At 66.3% G+C, this 25,250-nt stretch carries 23 protein-coding genes; 10 read left to right on the top strand and 13 right to left on the bottom strand.

Annotated features, from left to right (window positions below; all coding sequences use genetic code 11):
- The first annotated feature begins 50 nt into the window (after nucleotides 1-50).
- Together ACQPZ2_RS21445 and ACQPZ2_RS21440 are read left to right on the top strand one after the other, a co-directional pair.
- Nucleotides 51-896: an alpha/beta fold hydrolase gene (locus ACQPZ2_RS21445; RefSeq protein ID WP_433527188.1), complete on the top strand. Its 846-nt coding sequence runs from the start codon at nucleotides 51-53 to the stop codon at nucleotides 894-896.
- 370 nt (nucleotides 897-1,266) lie between these two features.
- Nucleotides 1,267-4,080 (top strand): aminotransferase class I/II-fold pyridoxal phosphate-dependent enzyme, encoded by a 2,814-nt coding sequence (locus ACQPZ2_RS21440; RefSeq protein ID WP_433527187.1) that lies wholly within the window; start codon nucleotides 1,267-1,269, stop codon nucleotides 4,078-4,080.
- Between the two features lie 49 nt (nucleotides 4,081-4,129).
- On the opposite strand, the gene ACQPZ2_RS21435 is transcribed toward ACQPZ2_RS21440, so the two are convergent.
- Complete coding sequence (locus ACQPZ2_RS21435) at nucleotides 4,130-4,792, bottom strand: ESX secretion-associated protein EspG (RefSeq protein WP_433527186.1); 663 nt, start codon at nucleotides 4,790-4,792, stop codon at nucleotides 4,130-4,132.
- Between the two features lie 21 nt (nucleotides 4,793-4,813).
- Here ACQPZ2_RS21435 and ACQPZ2_RS21430 point away from each other — a divergent pair, with 21 nt between their 5' ends.
- On the top strand, nucleotides 4,814-5,170 hold the full coding sequence (locus ACQPZ2_RS21430) for a DUF2871 family protein (RefSeq protein ID WP_433527185.1): 357 nt from the start codon (nucleotides 4,814-4,816) through the stop codon (nucleotides 5,168-5,170).
- A gap of 448 nt (nucleotides 5,171-5,618) precedes the next feature.
- Here the strand turns inward: ACQPZ2_RS21430 and ACQPZ2_RS21425 are convergent, their stop codons facing one another.
- The gene (locus tag ACQPZ2_RS21425) at nucleotides 5,619-5,948 is read right to left on the bottom strand and encodes a hypothetical protein (RefSeq protein WP_433527184.1); all 330 of its coding nucleotides are present in this window, start codon (nucleotides 5,946-5,948) and stop codon (nucleotides 5,619-5,621) included.
- On the bottom strand, nucleotides 5,948-6,223 hold the full coding sequence (locus ACQPZ2_RS21420) for a hypothetical protein (RefSeq protein ID WP_397054089.1): 276 nt from the start codon (nucleotides 6,221-6,223) through the stop codon (nucleotides 5,948-5,950). The genes ACQPZ2_RS21425 and ACQPZ2_RS21420 overlap by 1 nt, the downstream gene beginning before the upstream one ends.
- On the opposite strand from ACQPZ2_RS21420, the gene ACQPZ2_RS21415 reads away from it, so the two are divergent.
- Both ACQPZ2_RS21415 and ACQPZ2_RS21410 read left to right on the top strand, forming a co-directional pair.
- A complete protein-coding gene (locus tag ACQPZ2_RS21415; RefSeq protein ID WP_433527183.1) occupies nucleotides 6,222-6,572 on the top strand; it encodes an ArsR/SmtB family transcription factor in 351 nt (116 codons plus the stop codon). The genes ACQPZ2_RS21420 and ACQPZ2_RS21415 overlap by 2 nt on opposite strands.
- Before the next feature lie 24 nt (nucleotides 6,573-6,596).
- Complete coding sequence (locus ACQPZ2_RS21410; RefSeq protein WP_433527182.1) at nucleotides 6,597-7,043, top strand: SRPBCC family protein; 447 nt, start codon at nucleotides 6,597-6,599, stop codon at nucleotides 7,041-7,043.
- Between the two features lie 213 nt (nucleotides 7,044-7,256).
- Here the strand turns inward: ACQPZ2_RS21410 and infA are convergent, their stop codons facing one another.
- From infA to ACQPZ2_RS21360, 10 genes are all read right to left on the bottom strand, one after another.
- Nucleotides 7,257-7,490, bottom strand: a complete 234-nt coding sequence (infA, locus tag ACQPZ2_RS21405; protein ID WP_433527181.1) for a translation initiation factor IF-1 — start codon at nucleotides 7,488-7,490, stop codon at nucleotides 7,257-7,259.
- Entirely contained in the window at nucleotides 7,487-8,287 is an 801-nt protein-coding gene (locus tag ACQPZ2_RS21400; protein WP_433527180.1) for an N-acetyltransferase family protein, read from the bottom strand. The genes infA and ACQPZ2_RS21400 overlap by 4 nt, the downstream gene beginning before the upstream one ends.
- 386 nt (nucleotides 8,288-8,673) lie before the next feature.
- Nucleotides 8,674-9,345 (bottom strand): FHA domain-containing protein, encoded by a 672-nt coding sequence (locus ACQPZ2_RS21395; protein ID WP_433527179.1) that lies wholly within the window; start codon nucleotides 9,343-9,345, stop codon nucleotides 8,674-8,676.
- Nucleotides 9,345-10,631, bottom strand: coding sequence for a vWA domain-containing protein (locus ACQPZ2_RS21390; protein ID WP_433527178.1), 1,287 nt, complete (start codon nucleotides 10,629-10,631; stop codon nucleotides 9,345-9,347). The genes ACQPZ2_RS21395 and ACQPZ2_RS21390 overlap by 1 nt, the downstream gene beginning before the upstream one ends.
- The gene (locus ACQPZ2_RS21385; protein WP_433527177.1) at nucleotides 10,628-11,692 is read right to left on the bottom strand and encodes a PP2C family protein-serine/threonine phosphatase; all 1,065 of its coding nucleotides are present in this window, start codon (nucleotides 11,690-11,692) and stop codon (nucleotides 10,628-10,630) included. Before ACQPZ2_RS21385 ends, ACQPZ2_RS21390 begins: the two co-directional genes overlap by 4 nt.
- Nucleotides 11,689-14,112: a tetratricopeptide repeat protein gene (locus ACQPZ2_RS21380; protein ID WP_433527176.1), complete on the bottom strand. Its 2,424-nt coding sequence runs from the start codon at nucleotides 14,110-14,112 to the stop codon at nucleotides 11,689-11,691. The genes ACQPZ2_RS21385 and ACQPZ2_RS21380 overlap by 4 nt, the downstream gene beginning before the upstream one ends.
- Nucleotides 14,109-15,287 (bottom strand): hypothetical protein, encoded by a 1,179-nt coding sequence (locus ACQPZ2_RS21375; RefSeq protein WP_433527175.1) that lies wholly within the window; start codon nucleotides 15,285-15,287, stop codon nucleotides 14,109-14,111. The genes ACQPZ2_RS21380 and ACQPZ2_RS21375 overlap by 4 nt, the downstream gene beginning before the upstream one ends.
- A gap of 4 nt (nucleotides 15,288-15,291) precedes the next feature.
- Nucleotides 15,292-16,281, bottom strand: coding sequence for a glutamate ABC transporter substrate-binding protein (locus ACQPZ2_RS21370; RefSeq protein ID WP_433527174.1), 990 nt, complete (start codon nucleotides 16,279-16,281; stop codon nucleotides 15,292-15,294).
- The gene (locus ACQPZ2_RS21365) at nucleotides 16,278-17,552 is read right to left on the bottom strand and encodes a hypothetical protein (protein ID WP_433527173.1); all 1,275 of its coding nucleotides are present in this window, start codon (nucleotides 17,550-17,552) and stop codon (nucleotides 16,278-16,280) included. Before ACQPZ2_RS21365 ends, ACQPZ2_RS21370 begins: the two co-directional genes overlap by 4 nt.
- Before the next feature lie 99 nt (nucleotides 17,553-17,651).
- On the bottom strand, nucleotides 17,652-18,521 hold the full coding sequence (locus ACQPZ2_RS21360; protein ID WP_433527172.1) for an IclR family transcriptional regulator: 870 nt from the start codon (nucleotides 18,519-18,521) through the stop codon (nucleotides 17,652-17,654).
- A 406-nt stretch (nucleotides 18,522-18,927) separates the two neighbouring features.
- Between ACQPZ2_RS21360 and ACQPZ2_RS21355 the strand changes: the two genes are divergently transcribed.
- From ACQPZ2_RS21355 to ACQPZ2_RS21335, 5 genes are read left to right on the top strand one after another with little or no spacing between them, the layout of a single operon-like run.
- Nucleotides 18,928-19,446, top strand: coding sequence for a hypothetical protein (locus ACQPZ2_RS21355; RefSeq protein WP_433527171.1), 519 nt, complete (start codon nucleotides 18,928-18,930; stop codon nucleotides 19,444-19,446).
- A gap of 12 nt (nucleotides 19,447-19,458) precedes the next feature.
- Nucleotides 19,459-20,193, top strand: coding sequence for a vWA domain-containing protein (locus ACQPZ2_RS21350; RefSeq protein WP_433527170.1), 735 nt, complete (start codon nucleotides 19,459-19,461; stop codon nucleotides 20,191-20,193).
- A gap of 6 nt (nucleotides 20,194-20,199) precedes the next feature.
- Nucleotides 20,200-21,669, top strand: a complete 1,470-nt coding sequence (locus ACQPZ2_RS21345; RefSeq protein WP_433527169.1) for a protein phosphatase 2C domain-containing protein — start codon at nucleotides 20,200-20,202, stop codon at nucleotides 21,667-21,669.
- Nucleotides 21,670-21,678: 9 nt separating this feature from the next.
- Entirely contained in the window at nucleotides 21,679-22,767 is a 1,089-nt protein-coding gene (locus ACQPZ2_RS21340) for a hypothetical protein (protein ID WP_433527168.1), read from the top strand.
- Between the two features lie 14 nt (nucleotides 22,768-22,781).
- Nucleotides 22,782-25,247 (top strand): ATP-binding cassette domain-containing protein, encoded by a 2,466-nt coding sequence (locus ACQPZ2_RS21335; RefSeq protein ID WP_433527167.1) that lies wholly within the window; start codon nucleotides 22,782-22,784, stop codon nucleotides 25,245-25,247.
- Nucleotides 25,248-25,250: the final 3 nt, after the last annotated feature.

Here is a 25,250-nt window from a genome sequence, read left to right as displayed (position 1 = left end):
ATTGCTTGCTGCTTGTTTGCCAAACTCGGTCACAACTTCGGGAGGTTGTCATGCACGATGCGCGCGACCAGTTCGCTGATCTGTCCGAGGTCAGGATGTGCTTCCGTGACGAGGGTGATCCGTCGGGGGAACCGCTGCTGATGATCATGGGGCTCAGCTCTCAGCTGATCCACTGGCCCCAGGAAATCGTCGACCACCTCGGTGCGCGCGGCTACCGGGTGATCCGTCCCGACAACCGTGACAGCGGTCTGACCGAGTGGAAGACCACCCCGAGCCAGTACTACCTGCGGGCGATTGCCCGCGACGCTGTCGAACTGCTCGACTATCTCGATATCGAGCAGGCGCACGTCGTCGGCGCTTCTATGGGTGGGATGGTCGCCCAGCTACTCGCGATCGAGCACACCCCGCGGGTGCGGTCGTTGTGTTCGATCATGAGCACACCACACTTTCTCATCGGCATGGCCGGTGGGGACGTGCTCGAGGAACTGCTGAAACCGATGCCGACCGATCGTGAGGACGCGATCGAGCAGATCACCGACCTCTACACGCTCATCGGCTCGAAGACCTACGCCGACCGTGAGAGCCGCCGCGCGCTCGCGACCCAGGCCTACGACCGCGCGCGGCACCCCGACGGCGCGGCACGCCAGGTGACCGCCGCCGTGATCGCTCCCGACCGCAGGAGTCGCCTCCAGCGGCTGCAGTTGCCCGCGCTGGTCATTCACGGTGCCGAAGACACGCTCATCAAGATCGCCGGGGGCGAGGCCACCCACGCCGCGATCCCCAATTCGACCTACCTGCCGTTCGACGCGATGGGCCACGACTTCCCCGAGCCGCTGTTCGAGCAGATCGTCACGGCCATCGCCGCAAACGCGGCCCGGCGTCCCGCGGTCGTGTGACGCCCCGCCGCACCCCGGAATTCCTTTGGGCTGAGGTGCGACACGCCACGCAATGAAGACGTCGTAGTCGGCGCTCGATAGCTGACACGCGATGGACGGCGGAAAGTGACCGTGTCCGGGCCGGGTCGACCGGTCCGGCAGTCACGATCCGCCGTCCGTATCGCGGTAAATTACCGACGCGGCCGCGCCCACCAGGGAACCGGCGGATCAATTCGGAACGAATTCGGCCTCCGACCTGAAACCGCGGCATCCTGACGGTTAGCTGGGAAATTGATCGCCGGCGGGGGACAATATTTGCAGGGATGATTCCCGGTGACCGTTCATATTCGACAAATCACCTCGCCTACCGATCGAGGGCGAAACTGACGATATGCACCGAAACGGCGAGCGCCCGAAAGGGCTCAGTGTCTCCGCGTTGGCGGCGGTAGCGAACCCGTCGTACTCGCGAATCGACACATGGAATCTGCTCGACGACGCGTGCCGTCGGCTCGCCGATGTCAACCGTGCCGGGCTGGACACCACCCACGAAGCGGCCCGGGTGCGGCGGCTCCTCGATCGTCTCGGCGCCTACGAGCGGTACTGGCTGTACCCAGGCGCGGCGAGGCTGGCGGCGTTCCGTGGATATCTCGCCGACCTGGCAACGGTGCGGCTCACCGAGGAGGTGTCGCTGGCTGTTCGCCTGCTCTCCGAGTACGGCGACGGTACAGCTGTGTTCGACACGTCCGCGCCGTTGGCCGATCAGGAACTCGTGGCGCGGGCCAAACAGCAGCAGTTCTTCACCGTCCTACTCGGAGACGATTCCCCGCCCGAGGCTCCCGAGAGCCTGGCGGAGAGCGTGCGCGCGCTTCGCGACCCGTCCGACGATGTGCAGTTCGAGCTGCTCGTCGTGTCGAGCATCGAGGACGCCATCACCGCGGTCGCGTTGAACGGCGAGATTCAGGCGGCGATCATCCGGCATGACCTGCCGCTTCGTTCACACGACCGGGTGCCGTTGATGACCACATTGCTCGGCGTCAACGACGACGTGGGCGTCACCGAGCGCACCCAGAACTGGGTCGAATGTGGCGAGTGGATCAGGCAGCTGCGGCCTCATATCGATCTGTACCTACTTACCGACGAATCGATCGCCGCGGAGAGCGAAGACGAGCCGAACGTCTACGACCGCACGTTCTATCGGCTCAACGATGTCACCGACCTGTACAGCACGGTGCTCGCCGGCTTCCGGAGCCGGTTCGCCACACCGTTTTTCGACGCCCTGCGTGCCTATGCGGCCGCGCCGGTCGGCCAATTCCACGCCCTTCCCGTCGCGCGTGGCGCCAGCATCTTCAACTCCAAGTCGCTGCGGGATATGGGCGAGTTCTACGGCCGCAACATCTTCATGGCCGAGACGTCGTCCACCTCCGGCGGGCTGGACTCACTACTGGACCCGCACGGCACGATCAGGGTGGCGATGGACAAAGCCGCGAAGACCTGGTGTGCCAACCAGACATACTTCGTCACCAACGGAACTTCCACCGCGAACAAGATCGTCGTGCAGGCCCTGACCCGGCCGGGCGATATCGTTCTGATCGACCGCAATTGCCATAAGTCGCACCACTACGGCCTGGTGCTCGCCGGGGCGTACCCGAGGTACCTGGACGCCTACCCGCTCGAGCCGTTCGCGATCTACGGAGCCGTGTCCCTGCACACCATCAAGAAGGCCCTGCTGGACCTCGAGGCGGCCGGGCAACTGGACCGAGTGCGCATGTTGTTGCTCACCAACTGCACTTTCGACGGTGTCGTCTACAATCCACGGCGCGTGATGGAGGAGGTCTTGGCGATCAAGCCGGACATTTGCTTCCTGTGGGACGAGGCGTGGTACGCGTTCGCCACCGCGGTGCCGTGGGCACGGCAGCGGACCGCGATGGTTGCCGCCGAGCAACTCGAATCGACATTGTCCTCACCCGGGTACGCCGCGGAGTACCGCAGGTGGCGTGCGTCTATGCAGGGAGTCGACCGTGCCGAGTGGAGCAACCGCCGGCTGCTTCCGGACCCCGGGCGCGCGCGTGTACGCGTGTACGCGACGCATTCCACGCACAAGTCGCTGTCGGCGCTTCGGCAGGCGTCGATGATCCATGTCCGCGACCAGGATTTCAAAGCTCTCGTCCGAGAGTCGTTCGGTGAGGCGTTTTTGACCCACACCTCGACCTCGCCGAACCAGCAACTGCTGGCGTCGTTGGACTTGGCGCGTCGGCAGGTCGACATCGAGGGCTTCCAGCTGGTCCGGAACGTCTACGACATGGCGCTGGTCTTCCGTCACCGCGTCCGCAAAGACCGGCTGATCGGCAAATGGTTCCGCATCCTCGACGAGGACGACTTGGTGCCCGACGAGTTCCGGCCCTCGGAAGTCAGCTCGTACCGACAGGTCAGGCAGGGTGGCTTGGCAGAGTGGAACGAGGCGTGGCGGTCCGATCAGTTCGTGCTCGACCCGACTCGGGTCACCCTGTTCATCGGCAAGACCGGCATGAACGGGTTCGAATTCCGCGAGAAGATCCTGATGGACCGGTTCGGTATCCAGATCAACAAGACCTCGATCAACAGTGTGCTCTTGATCTTCACGATCGGCGTGACCTGGTCTAGCGTGCACTACCTGCTCGACGTGCTGCGTCGGGTGGCTACCGACTTCGAGCGCAGCCGGGGCGCGGGCGGTAAGGCCGATCACGCCCTGCAACAGCGCCGGGTCGACGAGATCACCAAGGATCTACCGGCGCTGCCCGACTTCAGCGAGTTCGACAGCGTGTTTCGTCCCGACGGCGCCAGCGTGTTCGGCGACATGCGATCGGCCTTCTACGCCGGGTATGAGGAGTCCGACCGCGAACACATCCTGCTCGGCGACGCCGGGCGACGGATCGCCAAGGGGAAGACCCTGGTGTCCACCACCTTCGTCGTCCCGTACCCGCCCGGCTTCCCGGTGCTGGTACCGGGTCAGGTGCTGTCGAGAGAGATCCTGTATTTCCTGGCCGAGCTCGACGTCAAGGAAATTCACGGCTACAACCCCGACCTCGGGCTGTCGGTCTTCACCGAGGCCGCGCTCGCACGGCTGGCCGCGACTCGGCACGCAATTGCCACGGCGTCCGGTGATGGGCCGCAGGCAGCGACAGCGCTGGAGTCAGCTCGCGCGGTGGATCGGATGCAGTCGCGATAGCGCGCGCCGAGCTGGTCACCGCGTTTGGCGAGAATCCGGCGCGATCGGATCACCAGTTGTCGGGGTCGTCGCCACGGAGTCGTTTCAGGGCCAATTCGATCCAGGTTTCGAAGAAATTGGTGAGATCGCCGGTGGTGGCAGGCCGGACGGTGATGTGTTCGCGGGTTTGCTGCTGAACGTATCGGCCATCGCCTTCGGTATCGAACCATCCGAGGGCGTACCAGGGAGCCGGGCGGCTGTGCAGGTATCCGGCGAGCAGGCCGGCGACGCCCGCGCCTGAGCGGTGCTGAGTGAGACGATCGAAACGTTCCAGCGGACTGTTGCGGCCATGGCCGTGTCCGTTATTGCTGGAACCCAGGTCCTCCACGTGGAAGGTGCCCGGTTTGGCGCTGCCCGGAAGAACTGGGGGCAGGATGGCGGCCAAGCGTGCCGCTAGTTGTTCGGTGCGGAACAGCCGACAGCGGATAGGGCTGTCGACACCGCCCGTGGCGGTCTGGGTGAGCATCACCGCGTGATAGGGAGTCCGGGCACCGAGGACGCGGTATTCGCGGGGTTCGCCCTTGCCGAGAACCGTTGAGTCACCGGCGATTTCGATGCGCAGCTCGGAGGTGGTGAGGGTGTGCAGGGCGAGGTTGATCTGCTCGGTTTCCTCGACGCCGTAGCGGGCGCACACGGCGGCCCGATGCGTGGCGACCTCGTCGTTGGTGGCCAAACGGCTGACATACCGCAGCGGGTGCGGGAACCGGTCGTTCGCGTCGCTTTACCACAGCGCCGCGAAATCGTCCGGCTCCACCTGCTGGCGTTGGGAACACTGTTCTTCCTGATCGTCCTGGTGCTCGAACACCAACTCGCCCTGTCGAAAGCCCGCGCCTATCGCTGGTTCTTCGCCGTCTACAACGCCGGTGTCCTCTGGATGGTGGCGTGCATGACCATCATCGGTGCCCGGACTGTCCTCGAGTACGGCGAATACAAGCCGCTGTCGCACTTGGCCGGCGGCGGTCACATCCTTCTGACGATCGGATTCGTGCTGTTCTTCCTCACCGTGCATCAGGCCATCACAGCTCGCCGAGAAGAGGTGGTCCCCGCCTGACCTCCGGCAGTGCAGGACCGTCCGGTACCGTGCGCCGCGCCAGGCGATCGGTTCCGAGCCACCCATATCGCCGACCTCCGCGACGGTCGTCGGCCGTAGCCGCCGATTCTGATCGACCGGCGGGTCCTCGACGGGCGCGGGTGGCACGACGCTCTGGACACAACTCACGACCGAGCGAACTGACCAGCCTCATCGGCCCCGACACTTCCCGCACCCACTGACCGGCAGCTACGCTATATCCGCCCGAATTCGGCCGATACTACGGCGCCCCCAGGCAGCGGCCTGCGTCCGCCCGGTCTCGGTAGTCGGGGCTTTCCGCGAGCCTGATCAGCCCGGCTACCACCGCGCCTCGCACCTCGTTGCTCATGGGCGCATTCTGCTGCGACCACAACGGAAGGTCCATCGGCTTCCCGCCGACGACCGAGATACCCGCAAGGGGCGCACCAACTCAGCTCGCGCGGTGGATGGGATGCAGCCGCGATAGTGCGCGCACGGCATCGGCGCGCGAAATGAGCTGGTCGCCATCGAGTTCGGCGATGGCCGCCTCCATCCATTCCCGGATCAGCGTCGACAGGCCGATACCGCGGTTGTCGGCGAGTTGCTTGACCCGGGTGTGCAGCTCCAGCGGCATACGGATGGAGCTCGTCACCATGATGTCGTCACCGGGAGCGAGTGGTGGCGGCGCCTTTTCCGGCGGGACCGGTTCGTCGCTGAAGGCCAGCCGATCCATGAACGACGCCACTTCGTCCGGGGTGGACGGGAAATCCTTTTCACGCATCACCGGTTCTCCTGTTCCCACTCCTCGAACATTTTCAGTTCGTCGGCGCGCATTTCCCGGGCGCCGATGATCAGCCAGGTCCACTGGTCCTGTTGGCGCGTCGCCACGATCAGCGGCCGCCCGGTACCGGTGCGACCCCAGACCGACAACACCGTCACGTGCCCGTCATCGGCGATCCGCGGCCAGCGCCGTGCTCCTTCGAGGACTTGGCGTACCTCCCGGGGTCCGATGCCGATCAGGTGCGCGAACGCCCAGTCCGGCCACTCGAACCCCATGAGCACATACTACGCGCATAGTAACCGACCGATAGGTCCTAATTTCTTCGCGGCACTGGCCAGTCCGGTTCGGCGCGAGGTATTGCGGCTGCTGCGCGAGAGCGGACCGCAGCCGGTGACCGATCTGGCCGCGCATTTCGAGATGGCGCGGCCGAGCTTCTCCGAACACCTGCGGGTGCTGCGGGAGGCCGAGTTGGTCAGTGAGAACAAGGTGGGGCGGCAACGGCTGTATCGGCTCGAGGCGGCCCCGCTGTACGAAATCCAGGAATGGTTGCACCCGTTCGAGCAGTTCTGGCGCGAGAAGTTGGCCGGGCTGCGTGAACTGCTGGACACCATGGAACAGAAGTAACGATGACCGACGACCACCATTCACGTGGACGAATTCCTGGCGCACCCGCCGGCGAAGGTGTGGCGTGCGCTGACCGAGCCCGAGTTGCTCGCGCGGTGGTTCATGCCGTCCGACTTCCGGCTCGAGGTCGGGCATCGTTACACCATCGATGCGAAAGCCGTTCCGGCGATCGGCTTTTCCGGTGCGATCGCGGCCGAGGTGCTGGCCTTCGAATCGGAGCGGATGCTGCGCGTCGGCTGGCGCGACGTCGACCCGAATGCCGAGCACGGCGCCGACTGGACGATCACCTGGACGCTCGAGGCCGAGGGCAAGAGCACCCGATTGTTCTTGGAACACGCCGGATTCGATCCGGACCATCCGCTCCAGCAGAAGGCCCGCATGATCATGGACGCCGGCTGGCGCACCCATGTCATGCGGCGCATCGGCGAGGTGTTACGAGAGTTGGAGTCGTCGCCGAACCCCGGGCGCTGAGTCGCGCCGCATTTCCCTGCCGGCGCAATCCGCGACCGGGTGGGCAACTGTTCGATCTCGGCGAAGTGCAGCACGGCTGAACGCCGGATGCACCGTTCGGTGTCCGCCACTGCGACAACGGCCGAGATGGTATCGGCGACCGTCATCGAACCGGTCGCCGATACCATGGCCATCAAGACAGCGACGTCGATTCGGCCGTGTCCTGGTCCTCCGTTACGTCCTGTACCGGAACAGGATTCGACCGCGGGTGAGGTCATACGGGCTGAGCTCCACGAGCACCCGATCCTGCGGCAATATCTTGATGTAGTTCTTCCGTATCTTCCCGCTGATATGTGCGAGTATCTTGTGCCCGTTCGCGAGTTCCACTGTGAAAGTGGCGTTGCGCAGACACTCGACGACGGTGCCTTCGATTTCGATGCCCCTGCCGTTCTTCGCCGTGGTCGTCATCGCAGCACCAACTCCAGGTTGCTGCCTGCGCGGCGGCTGCTGCCGATGCCGTCGAACAGCGCTACCGCGGCGGTGTTGGTGTCGTTCACATACGCCGATACCGTTTCGATCCCCGATTGGTGCAGCGAGCGAAGTACCGGGGCGAGCAGTGCTCGGGCGACACCTCGGCGGCGTTGGTCGGCTCGAACGACGATGAGTTCGATACGTGCGTGCCGACGTCGGGATGCGACTCGGAGCAGTCCGACATACTCATCGGACCGGGTTGCGACCGCATACTGCGCCGGATCGACCGGGACGATCCCGTCCGGGCGGGTAACTATCTCGGCGGGCATGGAGTCCCAGCCGACGGTGGCGTCGATTTCGGCACGGATCCTGGTGTAGGCCTCGAGGAGCGGTACTACTTGTGCCGCGCCGACCGGCAGTATCGTCACGCCCTCGACGGCCGGTACCGAGTCCAGCCCGGTGTCGTGCTGGTCTGTGGATACGAGGTATTCCCACTCACGGCGGCGGGTTGTGAAACCGGTCCGCTCCCAAGCAGATCTCAGGTCCACGTCGACCTCATCGACCACCGTGTAGAGCGGCTTCGAAAGCTCCGGCAGCATCGCACCAGCGAGTTGGTCGAAGACCGTGTCGTGCCATGAGTCGATGCTGAGGAAGCTTCGACCGTCGGGCCGCCGCGAAGTGTTGCCGCGGCCGACCACTCGGTCGTCGGCCACCGCGTGCCATTGCGTCTGTGCAACGCGTGTGATCACTACGGTGGGCTCACCCATACCCGCAGTGAAATTCATAGAATTCATCGGTTGTCGCCTTTCGGGATTGCCTTGTTGCTCAGGCGCTCCCGGCGACAGCTACATCGTTCGCCCGACCGTGACGACGAGAGGGAGCCCCCACATCGATACAGTGTTCATGGGTCTCACCTCCTCGCTTGATGCCACGGTGGCCCGAAGGCTATCAGTTCGAACATCATCTTGCCCAACTCTTTTCCGCCGACCGACTCGACTACCGGTGCCCTGCTCGAGCAGGGCATCGACACCAGCCCGGCCGGGCGGTTCCTGTTCCACGTCATCGCCGCGCTGGACGAGACGACTGCGGACCTGATCAGCGAGGCAAACGCCGCGTCACCGTCGCCCGATCAGCGAACCCCTCACGGCTGTGAGCTGGCGAGGAGGGGTGCAGTATTCGCTCAGAGGTTTTCCGCGGTCACGATGATTGTGGTCCAACCGCCCAGGTGAATGCGGTCACCGCTCTGGAGCGGGACGGGCACCTTGCCGGGGATCAGGTCTTCGCTGCCATTGAGGCTGGTGCCGTTGGTGGAGCCGAGGTCGGTGATGGTTATGCCGGTTTCGGCGAGGCGGAGGATCGCGTGGGCGCGGGAGACTCCTGCGTCGGCGGGGGCGATGCCCAGATCGATCTCGGGTTGCAGCCCCTGGGAGACGCTGTGTTTGCCGATCAGGATGTCGGTGCCGCGCAGGGTGATTCGGCGCTCGGGGTAGAACGCCGGGAATTCGACCTGGTCGGCGTCGGGGCCCTTGCGGGCCTGCACGCGGTCGTAGAACTCACGATCGGCGGTGATCGTGGCGACCCATGTCACGACAGCGGCCGCGCTCGCGACCTCGGCGGCGGAAACCGCGGTGGCGGTGACGATTTCGGTCGGCGCGGCCGCACGCGGCTCCGGCGTCGGCAGCGCCGAATCGGCGCCGCAGACTTCACAGAAGCGGCCAGTGCTCGGTGACCCGCACGACGGGCACAGCGCGGCCGCGGTCGTCGGTGCGGGCGCGCCGATCGGTGAACCGCAGACATCGCAGTAATCCGTCGCGACGGACTGATGCCCGTCCGGACAGGTGGCAATCGCCATCACCCCTCCTTGCGTACCCGCGCCGTCTTGGTCGAGCGTGCGTCCAACGCCATTTCGTCCGCGGCCTCGACCCTGGCGCGCAACCGCACCGTGCCATTGCGCTCGTCCACCTCGACCACACCGCGCAACAGCTTCGCGGTGCCCTCGTTCCCGGATTCGGCGGCGAGCTCGACCGCGCGCCGCAGCTTCGCCGTCGCGGTCTCCGCATCACCGTTTTTACGCGCGCTCAACCCCTCCTGCACGACCTGGGCGAGTTCGGCCTGTCCGGTGTAATGCGCAACGCGCCTGCTGATCCGGGCCGAGAGCTCGGTCTCGGTGGTCCACACCGCACGCACCAATCCCTGACCGACCACCTCCTCGCCTGCGACCACACTGATCCGGGCCGCGAGCTTCTCCCGTCCGGGTGCGGCGGGCTCGACCCGCACCTGCACGTGGTAGTCGCGGTCCTCCGCACCCCACGCGCCGAGCGGGTACTCCCCCAGCTGCGGTCCGGCATCGGTGCGTCGCGCGGTCAGATCCTCGATGGTCGGCGCGACCTGCTTGACGAACTGGATGGTGGCGCCCGCCGGTGTCCACACCCGCAGGGTGAGTTCCGGAATCGCCTTGGCCATCGACGTCTGCGTCATGGCGGCGAAGTCCGCGGCCAGATTCGCCGGATCCGCGACGATATCGACCGTGCCGTGCAGCGCCGAGGCGATGGTGCGCAATTCATCCACCTGCCAGTCGGTGCCGACGCCGCGGCAGTCACAGGTGAAGATTCCCTCGGACTGTTTGATCTCGGCGGCCAGTGCCGCTGGTTCCTCGTGTTCGTTCTTGCCGTCGGTGAGCAGAATGGCGTGCACCATGGCATCCGGATGTTTCTTGGCCAGCTGCCGGGTGAGTCCTAGCCAGGTGCCCATGGCGGTGCCGCCGTTGGGCCGCAATTTGTCCAGTGCGCGGCGGGCCGCGGCCCTGGTATCGCGGTTGACGGGCACCGATGGCTTGTCGCCCGGATAGGTCAGCCGCGCCATCGACGTGCCCTCGATGATCGCGAACCGGGTGCCGTCCTTCAATACATCGAGTGCGGCCAGGGTGGCTCGGCGCGCACCCTCGAACTTCTTGCCGGTGGCCATCGATCCGGAGCAGTCGATGATCAGCACCTCCAGTCGCTCCGGTTCCGGTCCGGCGGCCACGAAATCCGCGCCGGTCTCCACGGTCACCACCGCGTCGACCGTGTCCGCGCCCTCGGCCAGGTATTCGTTCTGGTCTATCGCTACCGAAATACCGTTATTCGCAATGGAACTCACTGTGCTACTCCTGCATCGACCGATGGCCCGATCGGCACCAGCGCGACGGTGATGTTGTCGCTCCCCCCGGACCGTAGTGCAAATTCGACAAGCGCCCGCGCCGCCTCCTCGCGCGGTAACCCGCTTACCATCCGTGCCAACGCCGCAGGATCGGACACGTAGTTCCAGAGTCCGTCACTGCACAGCAACAGCACCCCGGGACCCGTGGTGTGAAAGGTCTTCACACATCGGTCCGACCACGCCTTGTCCTCGCTGTCGGCCCCGAGCCAGCGCAGCAAGGTATGCGCCCGCGGATCCCGCATCGCGGACTGCTCGTCCATGGCACCTGCATCGACGAGCGCCTGCGCCCACGAGTCGTCGACGGTCAGCCGCGTCGACGGCAAATTCCCGCCCGCGATCGGCTCGATGCCGACGCCCTGCAACCAATATGCCCGGCTGTCACCGACATTCGCGACGGTGATCTCCACGCCGTCGCCGCCGTATCCGCGCACGATGGCCGAAACGTAGGTGCATGATGGAGCGTGACCGTCGTGCGTCGCGATATCGCGGACGGCTTGCGACGCGGCCGTGAGCCCGGCCATGACCACCGCCGTGCCCGAGCGGGCTTCGGCCAATGCGGTGAGGCAGGCATCGACGCCCGCACGCGCCGCCGCGCCCGAGGCCGCCTGCGGATCATCGGAGGTGGAGACGCCGTCGCTGACCGCGATCACCGAGACGACCGGGCGCTTGGCCCCGTCTTCCAATACCGCCGCCGCGACCGCATCCTCGTTGCGCGCGTGTGCGATACCGCGATCGGTCATGACATACACCGCGCCGAGATCGGCCTCGAATCGATCCGGCTGCGGCCGCAATTGACCGCAGCCGCCGCAGTAACCGTCGGCGTCGTATCGGGTGCCGCCACAACCCTCACACGTCGGCGCCGCATCCGGATCCGGCCGCGGCAGCGCGATTCTGCGCGCGCCGAGTTCGCGGCCGCAGGCCTCACAGAACCGGTCGGCCACCCCGACCCGCGCCGCGCACTCCGGGCACCGCGGCTGCACCGCGGTATCAGGTCCGGTCATAGGTTCGTCCTCGGCCGGATCGCATTGGCACGATCCACCAGCTCGAATCGGGCCCACATATCTTCGGTTTCGCGGGCGAGGTCGCGATAGCAGCGCTCCAAACCGGTTCGTACTCCGTCCTGATCGAGGTTGGCGCCGAGCAGCGCCCCATCTGTCGTCGGTGCTTTTCCCGTGCGCAGCCAGTTCAATGCGGCGTCCAGCACGCGCATTCGCACCTGTGCGCCACGGCTTTTCGATTCGATTCGCAATGCCTCGACCCGTCCGCCCGCATCGCGCAGCAGCGTTTCCGACAGTTCATCGGGTGTGCGGTCGGCCAGCATGGTCTCCACCGCCGTCAGCCGCGCCTCGGTGTAGAGCGCCGATGCCGAATCCATCTGGTCGAGTACGGCGACCGCGCCGTCGCGATCGCCGTCCGCGTTGCGCAGCCGGGCCAGTCCGAAGGCGGCGCTGGCGAAGCCGTGGTCGGTGCGCCAGACCGTGTCGTAGTAGCGCGCGGCCTGTTGCCGATCCGACTGCGCGCCCGCGAGTTCGGCGACGGCCGCCAGTGCGAGCTTCGGCGCTGCCTCACCGGGCAATGCGGCGTACACGGCATCGAATTCGGCATGTGCCGCAACCGTATTGCCCACGAGCAGCTCGGCTTGACCGCGATACCAGGCCAGCCGCCAGTCACCGGGCAGGGTGTCGGCGAGTTCGTCGAGTCGGCGCAGCGCGTCGGCCGGATCGCCGACCTCCAGCGCGGCGCGGACCAGCCGCAATGGAATCTCCACGGACGCACCGCGGGTCGTGAGCACCGATCGCAGTCCCGCGTCGAAGGCCGGTTCCAGTTCGGCGGGGGACGTTCCGCCGGTGGTGGCCAGCAGCGCCGCACCGCTGTCGTTCGGATCGACCAGCGGAACAGGCAGTGCCGCAACGATACTCGCTGGCTTCGGTGCTTCCTGAATGCCGAATACGCCACGCGGCGGCCCGAAGTAGGCCGACATTCCGGGACGCGGCACACCGTCATCGATGCTCAGCACCTCGCGCAGCACGCCGGTCAGCTGATCGGCCATCTCCTCCATCGAGGAGAAACGCGCCTCTGGATCGGCCTCGGTGGCGCGCAGGATGAATCGGTGCAGCGAATCGTATTTCGCCAGTAGCGGTTCGGCGTCCGGATCGGGCAGTGCGCCGAAGTGTCCACCCTGCTGCGGCACATTCATCAGCAATACCGCGAGAGTGCGTCCGACGGTGTAGACCTCGGTCGCCACGGTCGGCCCGCTTTGAGAAATTTCGGGGTCCTGATAGCCGATGGTGCCGTAAATAGGGCTGTCCTGATCGTCCATGGCGATCACCGCGCCCATATCGATGAGCTTGAGCTGCTCATCGGTCTGCATCACATTGTCCGGCTTGAAATCGCAGTACGCCAGGCCGAGCGAATGCAGATAGCCGAGCGCGGGCAGCATCTCCAGAATGTAGGCGATGGCCTGCGGTGGCGGCAGATAGCTGCCCTCGGCGTCGCGGCGGGCGCGCAGGATCTGTTTGAGCGACGTCCCGCCGACGTACTCCACGACGATGTAGCCGACCGCGACACCGTCGGCGCCGCGGTGCTCGACGAAGTTGTAGATCTTGACGATGCTGGGATGTTCGACCTCGGCGAGGAATCGCTTTTCGGCGACCGCCGCCGCCATCGCGTCCAGATCGCCGGAATTGAGTAGACCTTTCAGCACCACCCAGCGGTTGGCGACATTGCGGTCGGTGGCCAGATAGATCCAGCCGAGCCCGCCGTGCGCCAAGCAGCCGACCACGTCGTACTGTCCGCCGACCAGATCGCCCTTGCTCAGCTTCGGTGTGAACGAGAACCGGGTGCCGCAGTTGGGACAGAAGCCCTCGGTGCGGCCGGGCGTACCGTCATGGCCGCGGCCGACCGGTCGTTCACATTTGCCGCAGAACCGCTTTCCCTCGGCGACCTGCGGATCGGCCAGGACCGCGGTGGCCGGGTCGATGCGCGGGATCCGCGGCACTTCCACCATGCCCGCGCCGAGCCGACCGCGAGCGCTGGATTTCGACGAGGACCGGCCGGTGCGCACCGAACGTCCGGAGGCGCGGGTGCTTCCCGAGCGGGCCGACAGTGCGGAAGTTCCGGAATTTCCGGCCGGAGCTGTGCCGCAAGCATCGCAGTAGCCGTCGACGATGTTTCCGCCGCAGCCCGGCTCGGCACAGATAGCCTGCCGCGATTCAGCCGGAGCCGTGCCGCAGGCGTCGCAATATCCACCGGCAATGGTTCCAGTGCAGCCCGGTTCGGCACAGGCCAGGGCCTCGCTCGAAACCTCATGCGGGATAGGGATTTCCGCCGAAACAGTGGTCGCCTCGGCAGGTGCGGTGCCGCACACCGCGCAGTATCCGTCTTCGATCGTGCCGCCGCAGCCCGGCTCATTACAGGTCATCTGCCCCGCCCCGATTTCTCCCCGATGATCTGCTGGAAGTCGGCGACCGCCCGGGTAACGGCCGCCAGATCGCACGGTCGCCGCGCGAGCAGACCCGCCGCGATCTGATTGGAGGCCAGGACATCTCGGTCCTCGCTGACGCCGAGGCGAGCCGCCTTCGCCTGGTAGGCGGCCAGTCGTCCGCGCAACTCGCCACGCCGATCGAGCAGGCCCTGAGCCAATTCCTGCACGGTGGCCGCTCCCGCGGCCGCGTCCGCGATTTGCGTGCGCAACCGGACCAACTCCGCTGCCGCACCCGATTTCGCGGACAACGCATCGAGTTCGGCTTCGAGCGCGGCGGTGTTGTCCTCGTACACCGGCAACGGGCCCGCCAGGATCTTCACCTCGACTTGTGTCCGTGCCTCCGCCGCGCGGGCTCGGGTGGCCCGCAGCACCGCCAAGCGCCTGCGCGTTTCGGCGACCGCCTCGGCCCAATCCGCAACGACCGCATCGAGTTCGGCGAGGATGGTGGCCACCTGCCGCAACTCCCCCGACAACTCCGCTATGCGCGCATCGATCTCCGGCACCGTCAACGCGAGTGGATCGGTCGCCGATCGGCTCAGCAATTCGGCGATGCCGTCGCCGATCGCGCGCAACTGCGTGGTCTCGCCCCCGGCCGCACCTGCTTTGTCCAGGGTGTCCTGCAGTGGCGCGAGGCCCGACATCACCCTCGTGTTCACCGCATCGATCGCGTCGAGGAATTCGGCGATTTCCGGGAAGGTGGCCCGCATGCGATCAACGGTATCGGCGAGTCCGACGAACAGAACCTCTTCGGCGGGTCCGGTGAGCGAACGTTGCGCCATCGGTATCGGCGTGCGCGCGGCCTCGTAGGGACGCCCACGCAGCAGCCGGGTGAGTTCGGCGCGCTCACCGTCGTCGAGGCGCGCCCGAGTGCCGCGCACCTTGCGCGCCGATTCCAGGATGATCTGCAGACGGCTGTAGTCCTCCCACATCAGCGCGAGCGCGGCGCGGACCGGCAGCCAGCGCTGTTCGGTCACACCGGTCGGCGGATACCGCTGCAGCAGCGTGTGGCCCGGATGTTTGTCCAGTTCCAGCAGAGTGGCCGTGATGGCATCGAATTCGATTGTGCGGGTGGTCAATTCGGCGTCGATTTCGGCGAGAGTGAGTAGCTGCATGGTTTCACTCTTTGTAGCGGAGGTCCGGTGGACCCGGCGACGGGCCGAGGGCGCTGAGCCTGGCGTTGTAGAGCTGCTGCCAGGTGCCGTCGCCGCGGATGCGTTCCAGCACGCCGTTGACGAAGCGGACCAGATCCGGATGCCCCTGCGCGATGCCGACCGCGTATGCGCCGGTGCCGATCACCTCGCCGACGATCTCCAGATTCCGGTCCTGGGCCACCAGACCGACCAGGATCGGATCGTCGCCGCTGATCGCGTCCACGTGCCCCTGTTGCAGCGCGGCCAGACAGTCGGTCCAATTCGACGCGCCAAGGACGACGGGTCGCTTGGGCAGGCTGAACAGCGGCCCGGGTGAGGTGGTGCCTCGGGTGACGCACACCCGCTTACCACCCAGATCCGCGCCCGTACGGATGCCGGAGTTGCGGATGGCCAGAAGGCGTTGCGTCGCACGGTAATAGATCCCGGAGAAGTCGACATCGCGACGCCGCTCACAGGTCGCCGAGAAGGTGCGCACGATCAGGTCGACCTGCTTGTTCTGCAGGGCCGGTATCCGCTCGGCCGCGGTGACCGAACGCAATTCGATCCGGTCCGGATCACCGAAAAGGGATCGGGCGATCTCGCGCGCGATATCGATGTCGAAGCCCTCGAGCTGTCCGGTGCTGGGATTGCGGAAGCCGAACAGGTAGGTGTTCTGATCCACCCCGACCCGCAGTTTGCCATTGGCGACGATGGCCGCCATGGCCGAGCCCGACGGCATCGCACCGGGACTCGGCAACGGCCCGGGACGCAGGGTGGCCTCCGGATCGCAATTGCCGCCGGATTCGGTCTGCGGTGGCGTAGTGATCTCGACGAGGTCGGGCTTGGGGTTGACCGCGGCCACATTCGTGGCGGCCGGGGCCTGGATGCCGGAGCCGCATGCGGTGACCAGCGCGGTCACCGCGACCAGTGCCATCCATCCGAAACCGGCCCGCCGCAGGATGATTCGCCGTCTCACAAGAACTCCTTCAGCCGTGGCCACAGGCCGGTGACGGTCGAGGCCGCGGCGCCGAACATCAGTACCAGTGTCCCCGCGGGGCTGAGCGTCAACGTCGCACCCGCCGAGTCGACGCCGTCGCGCAACGCACCACGTTCCTGGATGAGGTTGTCGCGCAACTGCTGGTCGAGATGGGCGAACAGCGTCGCCGAGGTGTCCGGACCGGTGCCGATGGCCTGTGCCACGGCCGCTGGATAGTTCGCCGCCTCGTAGGCCTCACGCTGTTTGGCATGTCCGGCAGTCCAGCCCAGCACGCTCCGCGAGGCCGCGGAATCGGACCCGGTTACCCTCGCCAACCGATCCGCCAGATCGGTGGTGTGCTTGCGGTAATCGGTTTCGCTCGTGGTGATATCGCCGCGGGTGATCAACTCCAGGGTTTCGTCGGTGCGTGCTTGCTGGGCCAGGATCCTGGCCTGGGTCAGGGTTTCGAAGCGGCTGGTCGCCCCGGATTTGCCGGTATCGAGTGCGGCCGCGGCGATGATCGTCGCGGCGACCACCCAGAACAGCGCGAGGGCGGTCGCCCCCGCGGCGACCGCGAGGCCGAGGTTCATCCGGCGATTGGTGCGCCGCAGCAGGACGAAAGTGCCACCGCCACAACCGATGAGAACCATCATCAGCAGCACGACGGTCGTCCACGGCAGCCCGCCGATATCGTGCTGATCCTGGCGCACCGCTGCCATGCGATCCTTGCTCAGCATTTCGGCGTTGGGCAGCAAGGAATTCTGCATCAGCAGTGAGGCCTCGCGCAGATACGACGAACCGACGGGGAACCCCTGCCGGTTGTTCGCCCGTGCCGTTTCGACCAGGCCGGTGTAGGCGGGCAGGTCGGCGGCGATCTTGGCGACGATATTCCTGGTCTGCTGATCGGCGGCCCCGGCGGTCGCCTCCGCGAGTGCGGAGGCCGCCTCGGCGAGCGCCTGCTGATACTGCCCGCGCACCTGTGGTGATTCGATGCCGCCGGACAGGAAGGCGGTGGCCGCGGACGCGTCAGCGGCCGACAGTGCGACGTACAGGGTTTGCGCGGCGTAGGCCAGCGGTTCGGTGTGCTCCAGCACGGTATCGCGCCGCGCGATCTTGCCGCTCAATTGATCGGCCGAAGTCAACCCGGCAAGCAGACACAACACCACGGTGACGACGGCGACCGCGCCGATGGCACCCGGAGTCGTCCCGGCGAAGCGCCGTAACCACGCACCCCCGTTGCGCATGGTCGCCGGTAGGCGAATCTCCAACACCGTCCCCCTTCATCTACCCGGCCGGTGTTCCCGATCGCGATAGTACGGGAGGGAATTCGGGTTTGCTGCCCATCGCCTCGGGGGCATCGGAATCCGAGGTCAGTCCGAGGTCACATCGAGCAGCGATGCGAGGTTCGGCGTCCAGCGCGGGTACTGGGTGAAGATCTCCCCGAAGGACTTCATCGGTTTGCCGAGCGGCAGGCCCGCCGAGCTGTCTTCGCGCAGCTCGTGCTGCAGCGACTCCACCGAGCGCATCAAGCCGGTGTGCAGACTGCGTTGTTCGATAACGGCACTGCGGCCGGTGATCCCGATCGCGCCGATGAGCGCACCCGAGCCGTCGCGCACGGCCGATGCCACACAGCTCCATCCGACCAGGGTTTGCTCGCGCTCGTGCACGAATCCGGTATCGCGGGCCTCGTCGAGCAATGCCCGCAGTTTCCGCGAATCGGTGACCGAATATTGGGTCAGCGGCGCCCAACCCCTGGCGAAGATCTGTTCGGCCTGTTCGTCGTGTGCGGCGATCTGCAGTCGTCCCGCCGCGGTGAGGACCATACTGGGCCCGAACGAGGCCAGGCTCGGCCAGTTCTGCCGCTTCATCACCGCGGCGTAGTTGCGGCCGAACGCCGAACCGTTGAGGGTCAGCTCCCCGCCGTACAGGCTTGCGCACCAGACGATTTCGCCGCGTGTGCGCAGATACAGGTCCTGGATGTAGGGCTGCGCGGTGAGCACGAAACCGTGCTGCTGGGCCGCGCGCAGACCGTGGTAGATCAGCAACGTACCCGCGCGGTAACCGTCCTTGGTCAGTTCGAGCATGCCGCGTCGGGCCAGATCGTTGGCGATGCGACGGACGGTGGGTTTCGGAATGCCGGTGCGCTTGGTCAAGGTGGCCAGCGAGACGGGATCCCGGGAATCGGCGACCGCCTCGATAATCGCGACGGCACGCCCGATCACGGTTTTGTCATCGGGCATATCGCACCGCCGAGGCGACCGGAGCACAGCGGCGACACATCATGTCGACCTTCTCGGGAAGTGGAAACCGGCCGCGCGAGAAATGCGCGGTCGCGACGAGTGTGCGACCGCATCGCCACGGGTGTCAAACCGACACCTCGTTGGACGGCCGTTGGTTATTCGTTGGTCGGTGCCGCGACTCTCAGGGGGCCCGAAACGTACCGACCCGTGTTCGGTACCGACCCCCAACGCACCCCTGACCAACCCTTCAGCGTCGCATCCCGAGGCGACCGTAATCAATGCACACCCAGCCGATTTCGATGAACGTGTCACTCAGTGATACGGCGGGGATGTTTCCGCACCGGATTTGCCGGACGCTGATTCCAGGTCCCGTCCACCGGGCTTGGCGAGCAGGAAAGTGAACCCAGTGAAGTACCTACTCACCGCCGTTCTCGCGGTGGTCGCGGCGGCCGCGGTCTTCTTCGCGGTCGGCAGGTCGAATCTCGATATCCACCTACCGCAGGTGGATCAGGCTTCGAATCAGGATCAGCCCACCGGCAAAGGCACCGGATCCTCTGGCGGAAACGGTGATTCGAACGGAAACAACAATTCCGGTTCCACCGGACCCACGGGCCCGACCGGTCCCACCGGAACGTCGGACAAGACCAAGAAGCACACCGTCGTCTTCGACGTGACCGGCAACGGCAAGGTCCGCGATCTGAGCTGGAGTGACGGCGCCAGCAGTTATCTCGGTGCGGGCGCCACGACACTGCCCTATTCGCACACCCTGGTCAGCAACCGGACCGGCGGATTCGTCGTCTTCGTCGAGGGCACACCCGATCCCGCCGGTGCGGCCCGCTGCAAGATCACCGTCGACGGCAAGGTCGTCGCCGACCAACAGGCCACCGCTCGCGGAATGTATTGCCGCGCAGAAATTTCCAACTAATCGGAGCCAGGAATGCGTGAGGATACTCGTTTCCAACTCACCCAGGCCGGAGTGAGCGCCAGCCGGGTGTTCCCGTTCTATGTCGTCTGCGATGTCTCCCGGTCGATGTGGGATCCCGCGTGGACCAACCAGAAGATCACGCCGCTCGAGACCGTGGAGCAGGCGCTGCCGGATATGCTCAATGTGCTGGAGGAAGATCCGACCACCTATGACACCGCACATCTTTCGGTCGTTGCTTTCGGAGATTCCGCCGTCGCGGTGTTGCCACTGACTCCGCTGCGCATCGATCCGTCCATTCCGGCGCTGCCACGCCAGGGCGCGACCGACTACGCGGACGTATTCCGCTATCTGGACCGGCAATTGCGCTCCGACCACAAGCGCTTCGCCAGCGCCCGGCTGGACACCTACACGCCGGTGATCTTCTTCCTCACCGACGGAAATCCCCAGGTGCGCGGCAAATTCCAGCCCGACGAGGTCTGGGTGCCGGTACGCGCCGGATTGGAGGCGCCCGGCCACCCGTTCCGCCCGGTGGTGGTGGCCCTCGGCATCGGTGATGTGCGCGAGGACACGGTACGGCAGTTGCGCTCCCGCAATCCGGTCGGCGTCGCCTGTGTCGCCCAGGGCAGTGTGGCGCCGGGAGATCTGTTGCGCGCCATCATCAACAGCATCAAGTTCTCGATCAGCAGCAGTGTCGGGCAGGGCAGGTTCCTGTTCCGTACGCCCCTCGGTATGCGGGAACTGGACTGAATAGCCATGACGCTGGATACGTTTCGCCGCCGACCCATTCTGCTGGTGGCCGGGATCGCACTGCTGGGTGCGCTGCTGTCGATCATTGTGCAACTGCTGGGTGACAGCGGGAACGACCGCTGGACGACGGATAGGGTCGCCGATCGGGTCCTGGCCGAAGGCACCGGCGGCTGCCCACCGGCGGCCGCTGAGCCGCAAACCGCTGTGGCCGTGCTGAATTCGCCGGTACGAGCGCAAATCGAAAACAAGGCGGGCGATACCTGCGCGTTGATCTCGGGTGCTCCCATCAAATTCCCACCGGAGTTCAAGGCGCCGTCGACACGGCAGATGGTGCGAGATGTCGACGGTAACGAAGTGAGCGTCCGCCCCCTCAACAAGACGGGTGATCTGCTGATGGTTTCGATCGCCGAACCCGCGCACGAGCGGTCAGGATTGTGGTGGCTACCTGCGGCCCTCATCTGTTTCCTTGCCGCGACGGCCACCGGCGCGGCGGTCCTGCTGGTGCGCCCCCGAGCTGATGTCCCCGCCCCCGAACGCGGCGAGGAGACCACGCGCCGAGAGCATGTCGAGCACACCGAGTCCGCCCGCCCGGTGGAACTGCCCGCACTGACCACCTCGGGCGTGAGCGGACTCACGGTCGACCGCGGCCGCAGCGGCCGTTACGACGTGTATGCCGCGACGCAGGTGGGACTTTCGCACGCGAAGGACGGCAACACTCGTGAGGACGCCTACGCCATCGGCGGTGATCCCGATCGCGGCTGGGTCTACCTCGCGGTCGCCGACGGGCTCGGTTCGGCCGCTAATTCCCATGCCGCCGCGCAGCGTGCGACCCGCACCTGCCTGACGCTGCTGCACCGGTGTGCGAGCTCGCTCGATCGCATCGGCTATCCGTCCACCTGGGAGCCGCTCGCAGCGGAGATCACCGCGAAGGTCGCCGCCCAACTCGACGCGGGGTCGGTCGACGAACTGGCCGCTGAGCTCGATTACCGCAGCCCGAACGGCGCGGGCGACAACAAGCGCACCTCGATCCCGGCCTGCACCTTGGCCTTCGCCGCACTCGGCCCGGTATCGGCGGACGGCTATCCGCTGGCCTGGGCGACCGTCGGCGACTGCGATCTGCTGCTGATGGATCTGAATTCCGGTGCCACCAAATGGCTTACCCAGCACGCCACCAAGCGCGGAATGATCAGCAATGTCACGCCGTCGCTGCCGCGTGATGCCGATCGCGTGATCGCCGGATTCACGTTCGTGCCGGCGAATCTGATGGTGGTGCTGGCCAGCGACGGCATGGCCGATGCGATCCGGCTGGTGCCCGAACAATTCGCCACGCTGCTGCCGCAGATCGCCGGGCCGCGACCCGCCGAGCATGTTTTCGGTCAGCTCGTCGGATTCGACCTGCCCGGTCTGCACGATGACCGCACCATCGTCGCGGCCTGGCCGACACGCGGGCGCGGGCCCGCCCGGGAAAGACGGTAGGTGGGGGCAATGACAATGCCGGGGTGGTCGGCAGCTGGTCGTACCGAGTACCGCGTGGACGAACTGCGCATCGTGGGCGACTTTCCGTTGGGTGAGGGCGGTTCCGCACAGGTGTGGCGTTGTACGACACCGGACGAGGTGTCGGTCGCCTTCAAGCGCTATGACCGGGATACGGTGCGCCAGTTGGAGCCGGAGGTACTGCGTGAGTTGGTCGGCTGGCCGCACCGGCTGGATCAGGACGACCGGAAGCGGATGCTGGAGCTGTGTGCGTGGCCGCATGCCGTGGTCGTCGAAGATCGAACGGTGGTAGGCATTCTCATGCCGCTGGCACCGCGCAAGTTCTTCTTCGAATCGCACAGCGGGCCGCAGCCGCGCGCCTTCACCCGGGTCGCGGTCCGGGTGTCGGATGCGCAGAAGCGCGGGCACACCTATTTCGACTTCCCGCACAAGATCGCACGGCTCGGGCAGTTGCTGGTGGATCTGCAGTTCCTGCACGATAACGACATCGTTGTCGGGGATCTGCAGCCCAACAACATTCTGACCACCGACGCGCGCCCGGTCGACGGTATCGTCTCGGCGCACAATTACTTCCTGGACTGCGATTCCTTCCTCATCGGCGGTCGCGGGGCGACCCCGCGCCTGGATCCGCTGCCGTGGCGGCCGCCGTATCCGGTGCAGCAGTTCACCGCGACCACCGATCTGTTCAAATTCGCCCTGTTGATGATTCGTTGCCTCGCCGAGGATCTGGCCGCGAATCAGCTCGACTATCGGCAGTATGCCCAGTTGCTGCCCAGCGGGGATTTCCAGAAGGTCGACCGGCTGCTGACCACCCCACACCCGGATCTGACCTCATCCGACCTGCGGGCGCTTGCGCTGGCTTGGCAGTCGGTGGTGCGACCGGACGGACGGCTGTATCGGCGGACCGACTTCGCGCTGCGCGAACCCTGGAACGAGCACACGCGCGCCGCGCACTTCGCCGGGTTCGCAGTACCCACGCCGACGAATAGTGCACCGTCCCGACGTATTTCACCCATTGTGATCGTCGCGTGGATCGCGCTGTTCATCGTGCTGCTCACCATCGTTATCGCGCTCGCCTGATCAGGAACGAACCGATGCCCGAACCCGCACTCCTGCTCACTACCGGTGCGATCCGCCACCGGATCTCCGGGCGTACCCATTCCCTCGGCTCCGGATCCGGCGCCGATATTTCGGTCAGCGACGACGGCCCGGCAGGCCAGTGGCTTCGGTTCCGGCATGTCAACGGATGGGCCATCCGCGCCGTGGATCCGACGATCGAGGCGACCCTCGATGACGTGCCGATCGGCCCACGGAACTGGACGGCGATCGAAGGTGCGGGGGTCCACGAACTACGAATCGTGGTGCGCGGTCGGATATTTCGCCTCGTAGTGGCGAATGCGGACGATAATGCGAATGTCACGCCGCCGACCGTTGTCGGTCGGGCGGGGCAGGAACCGCGGCCATCGGCCCCGGCGGGACCAGCACAATCGAAACGCACGCCACCGCAGCCGCCTCCTCGGCGAGGGCGCGTCGTCAATGGCGCCGACCGGACGATCATCGATGCGCCGACGCAATCACCGCCGGTTGTCGATCGGACTCCCCCGCGACAATCCGTCCCGTCATCCCCCGGACGCCCGGGATCCTGGTCGGTGCCGAGCGATCGGGTGCTCGCGATCGGCCGCGAGGGCGGTGACGCGGAAATCGCCCTGCCTGGACTGGATCTGGCGCATCGGCATGCGACAGTGCGCTGGACCGGGCGCGCTGTGGAGCTGCGCGGACTCGCCGCCAATGCGCGTCCGTTCGTCGGCGGCAAGCCCGTACTGCACGCTCGGTTGCGGGTGGGCGAGCAATTCATGGTGGCGCACCACGTCTTCGAAGTGTCGGGCCCGGCGCAGCTGACATTGGTGCCCGCCGCCGTGATCGCGCGGGAACCGCTGCTGCGCTTCGATGGGGTGAGCCTGCGGTATCGGGGTCGCACCGAACCCACCTTGCGCGATCTGACCTTCGAACTCGGACGCGGTGAGGTCCTCGCCGTGATCGGACCGTCCGGGGCCGGGAAGTCCACCATGTGTGCGGGGCTGCTCGGGGAGGTCGCGCTGGCAGCGGGCTCCTTGCGGCTGGGGCAAGTCGACCTGGTCGCCTCCCGCATGCAGGCCAGTCATCTGGTTTCCTTTGTGCCGCAACAGCCCGCGATGTTCGGCGATCTCGCGGTGCGCGACGCACTGCTGTGGGTTGCGGGCCTGCGCACGGCCAGCGATACCACCCGAACCGAGCGGGCGGCCCGGGTCGACACCGTGATCGCCGAGATGGAACTTGCGGGGGAGGTCGGCAAGCGGATCGACACGCTGTCGGGCGGTCAGCGCAAGCGCGTCTCGACGGCCATGGAATTGCTGAGCGATCCGCAGTTGCTGGTCCTGGACGAGCCGACCTCCGGCCTGGACGAGGGTTTGGACCGCGCCATGATGCAGCGGTTGCGGGTGGTCGCCGAAACCGGTTGCGCGGTCATTGTCGTCACGCACTCGATGGTCAACGTCGACTGTGCTGACAAGGTGCTCGCGGTGACCGGACGCGGGCGACTCGGCTTCTTCGGACCACCCCGAGAGTTGTTGGGCGCCTTCGGTGTCGACAGTTATGCGGAGGTGATGGATCGGTTGCGCGCCGACCGGCAGGCCGGGCAGCCCGCCGTACCCTCGAGTCCGCAACCGGCCGAGCATGCGGTGCCCGCACCGATGCGTGGTTCCCTGCATCGGCATCTGCCGCGACTGATCGGCCGGGAATGGGCCCGTCAGCGCAATGGATTCCGAACGCTCGCGCTGGGTTCGGCGGCGGGCATCGGCTTGACCGCTATGCTCGGCGCGGCCGCCTCCGACGACGGGCTGGGTGGTGATCCGCGTGCGATCAGTTCGGTCATGATCGCCTTGATCGTCTGTCTCACCTTCTTCTCGATGGCGCAATCCTTCGCCGCCATCGTCGACGATCGTGTCGTCATCGAACGCGAAGCGCGCTGGGGCATTTCGGCGGCCTCGGTGGTGTTGGCGCGCGCGATCACCTGCACACCGCTCGCGGTGCTGCTGGGTGTGGCATCGACCATCGGATATCTGCGCATCAAGTCTGGACCCACAGACCCGGTGCTGCCGCAGCCCTACGGTCTGCTGCTGTTCGCGATTGCGCTGCCACTGGCCGCGATGGCGCTCGGACTGCTGGTGTCGGCATGTTCGAAATCATTGCGCCAGGCGGTTTTCGTGCTGATGGGCGTGCTGGCGCTGCAGGTGGTGATGACCGGGCTCGCACCGCCGTTCGACGGCACGCCCGGTGCGGTACTGCGGACCTTCGCCTTTGCCGCGCCGTCGCGGTGGGCGGCGGCCGGGATCGGTGCCGATATCGGACTCACCGATGGGGCCGATCCCCCACAGGGGCAGCAGAAGCCGTTCGCCGATTTGATCTGGACCCATGATCTGCATCATGTCGCGACGGCCGCGGCGGTGCTCGTCGTGATCGCGGTCGTCGCCACCGCATTGACCATTCGGGTGCTGCGGCGGCAGCTGATGGCCCTGAAATAGGAG

The organism is Nocardia pseudovaccinii, from assembly GCF_050942345.1.
Lineage (GTDB): Bacteria > Actinomycetota > Actinomycetes > Mycobacteriales > Mycobacteriaceae > Nocardia > Nocardia pseudovaccinii.
The sequence above is the reverse complement of the archived record's forward strand: the minus strand, read 5'-3'. Positions and strand labels throughout refer to the sequence as shown.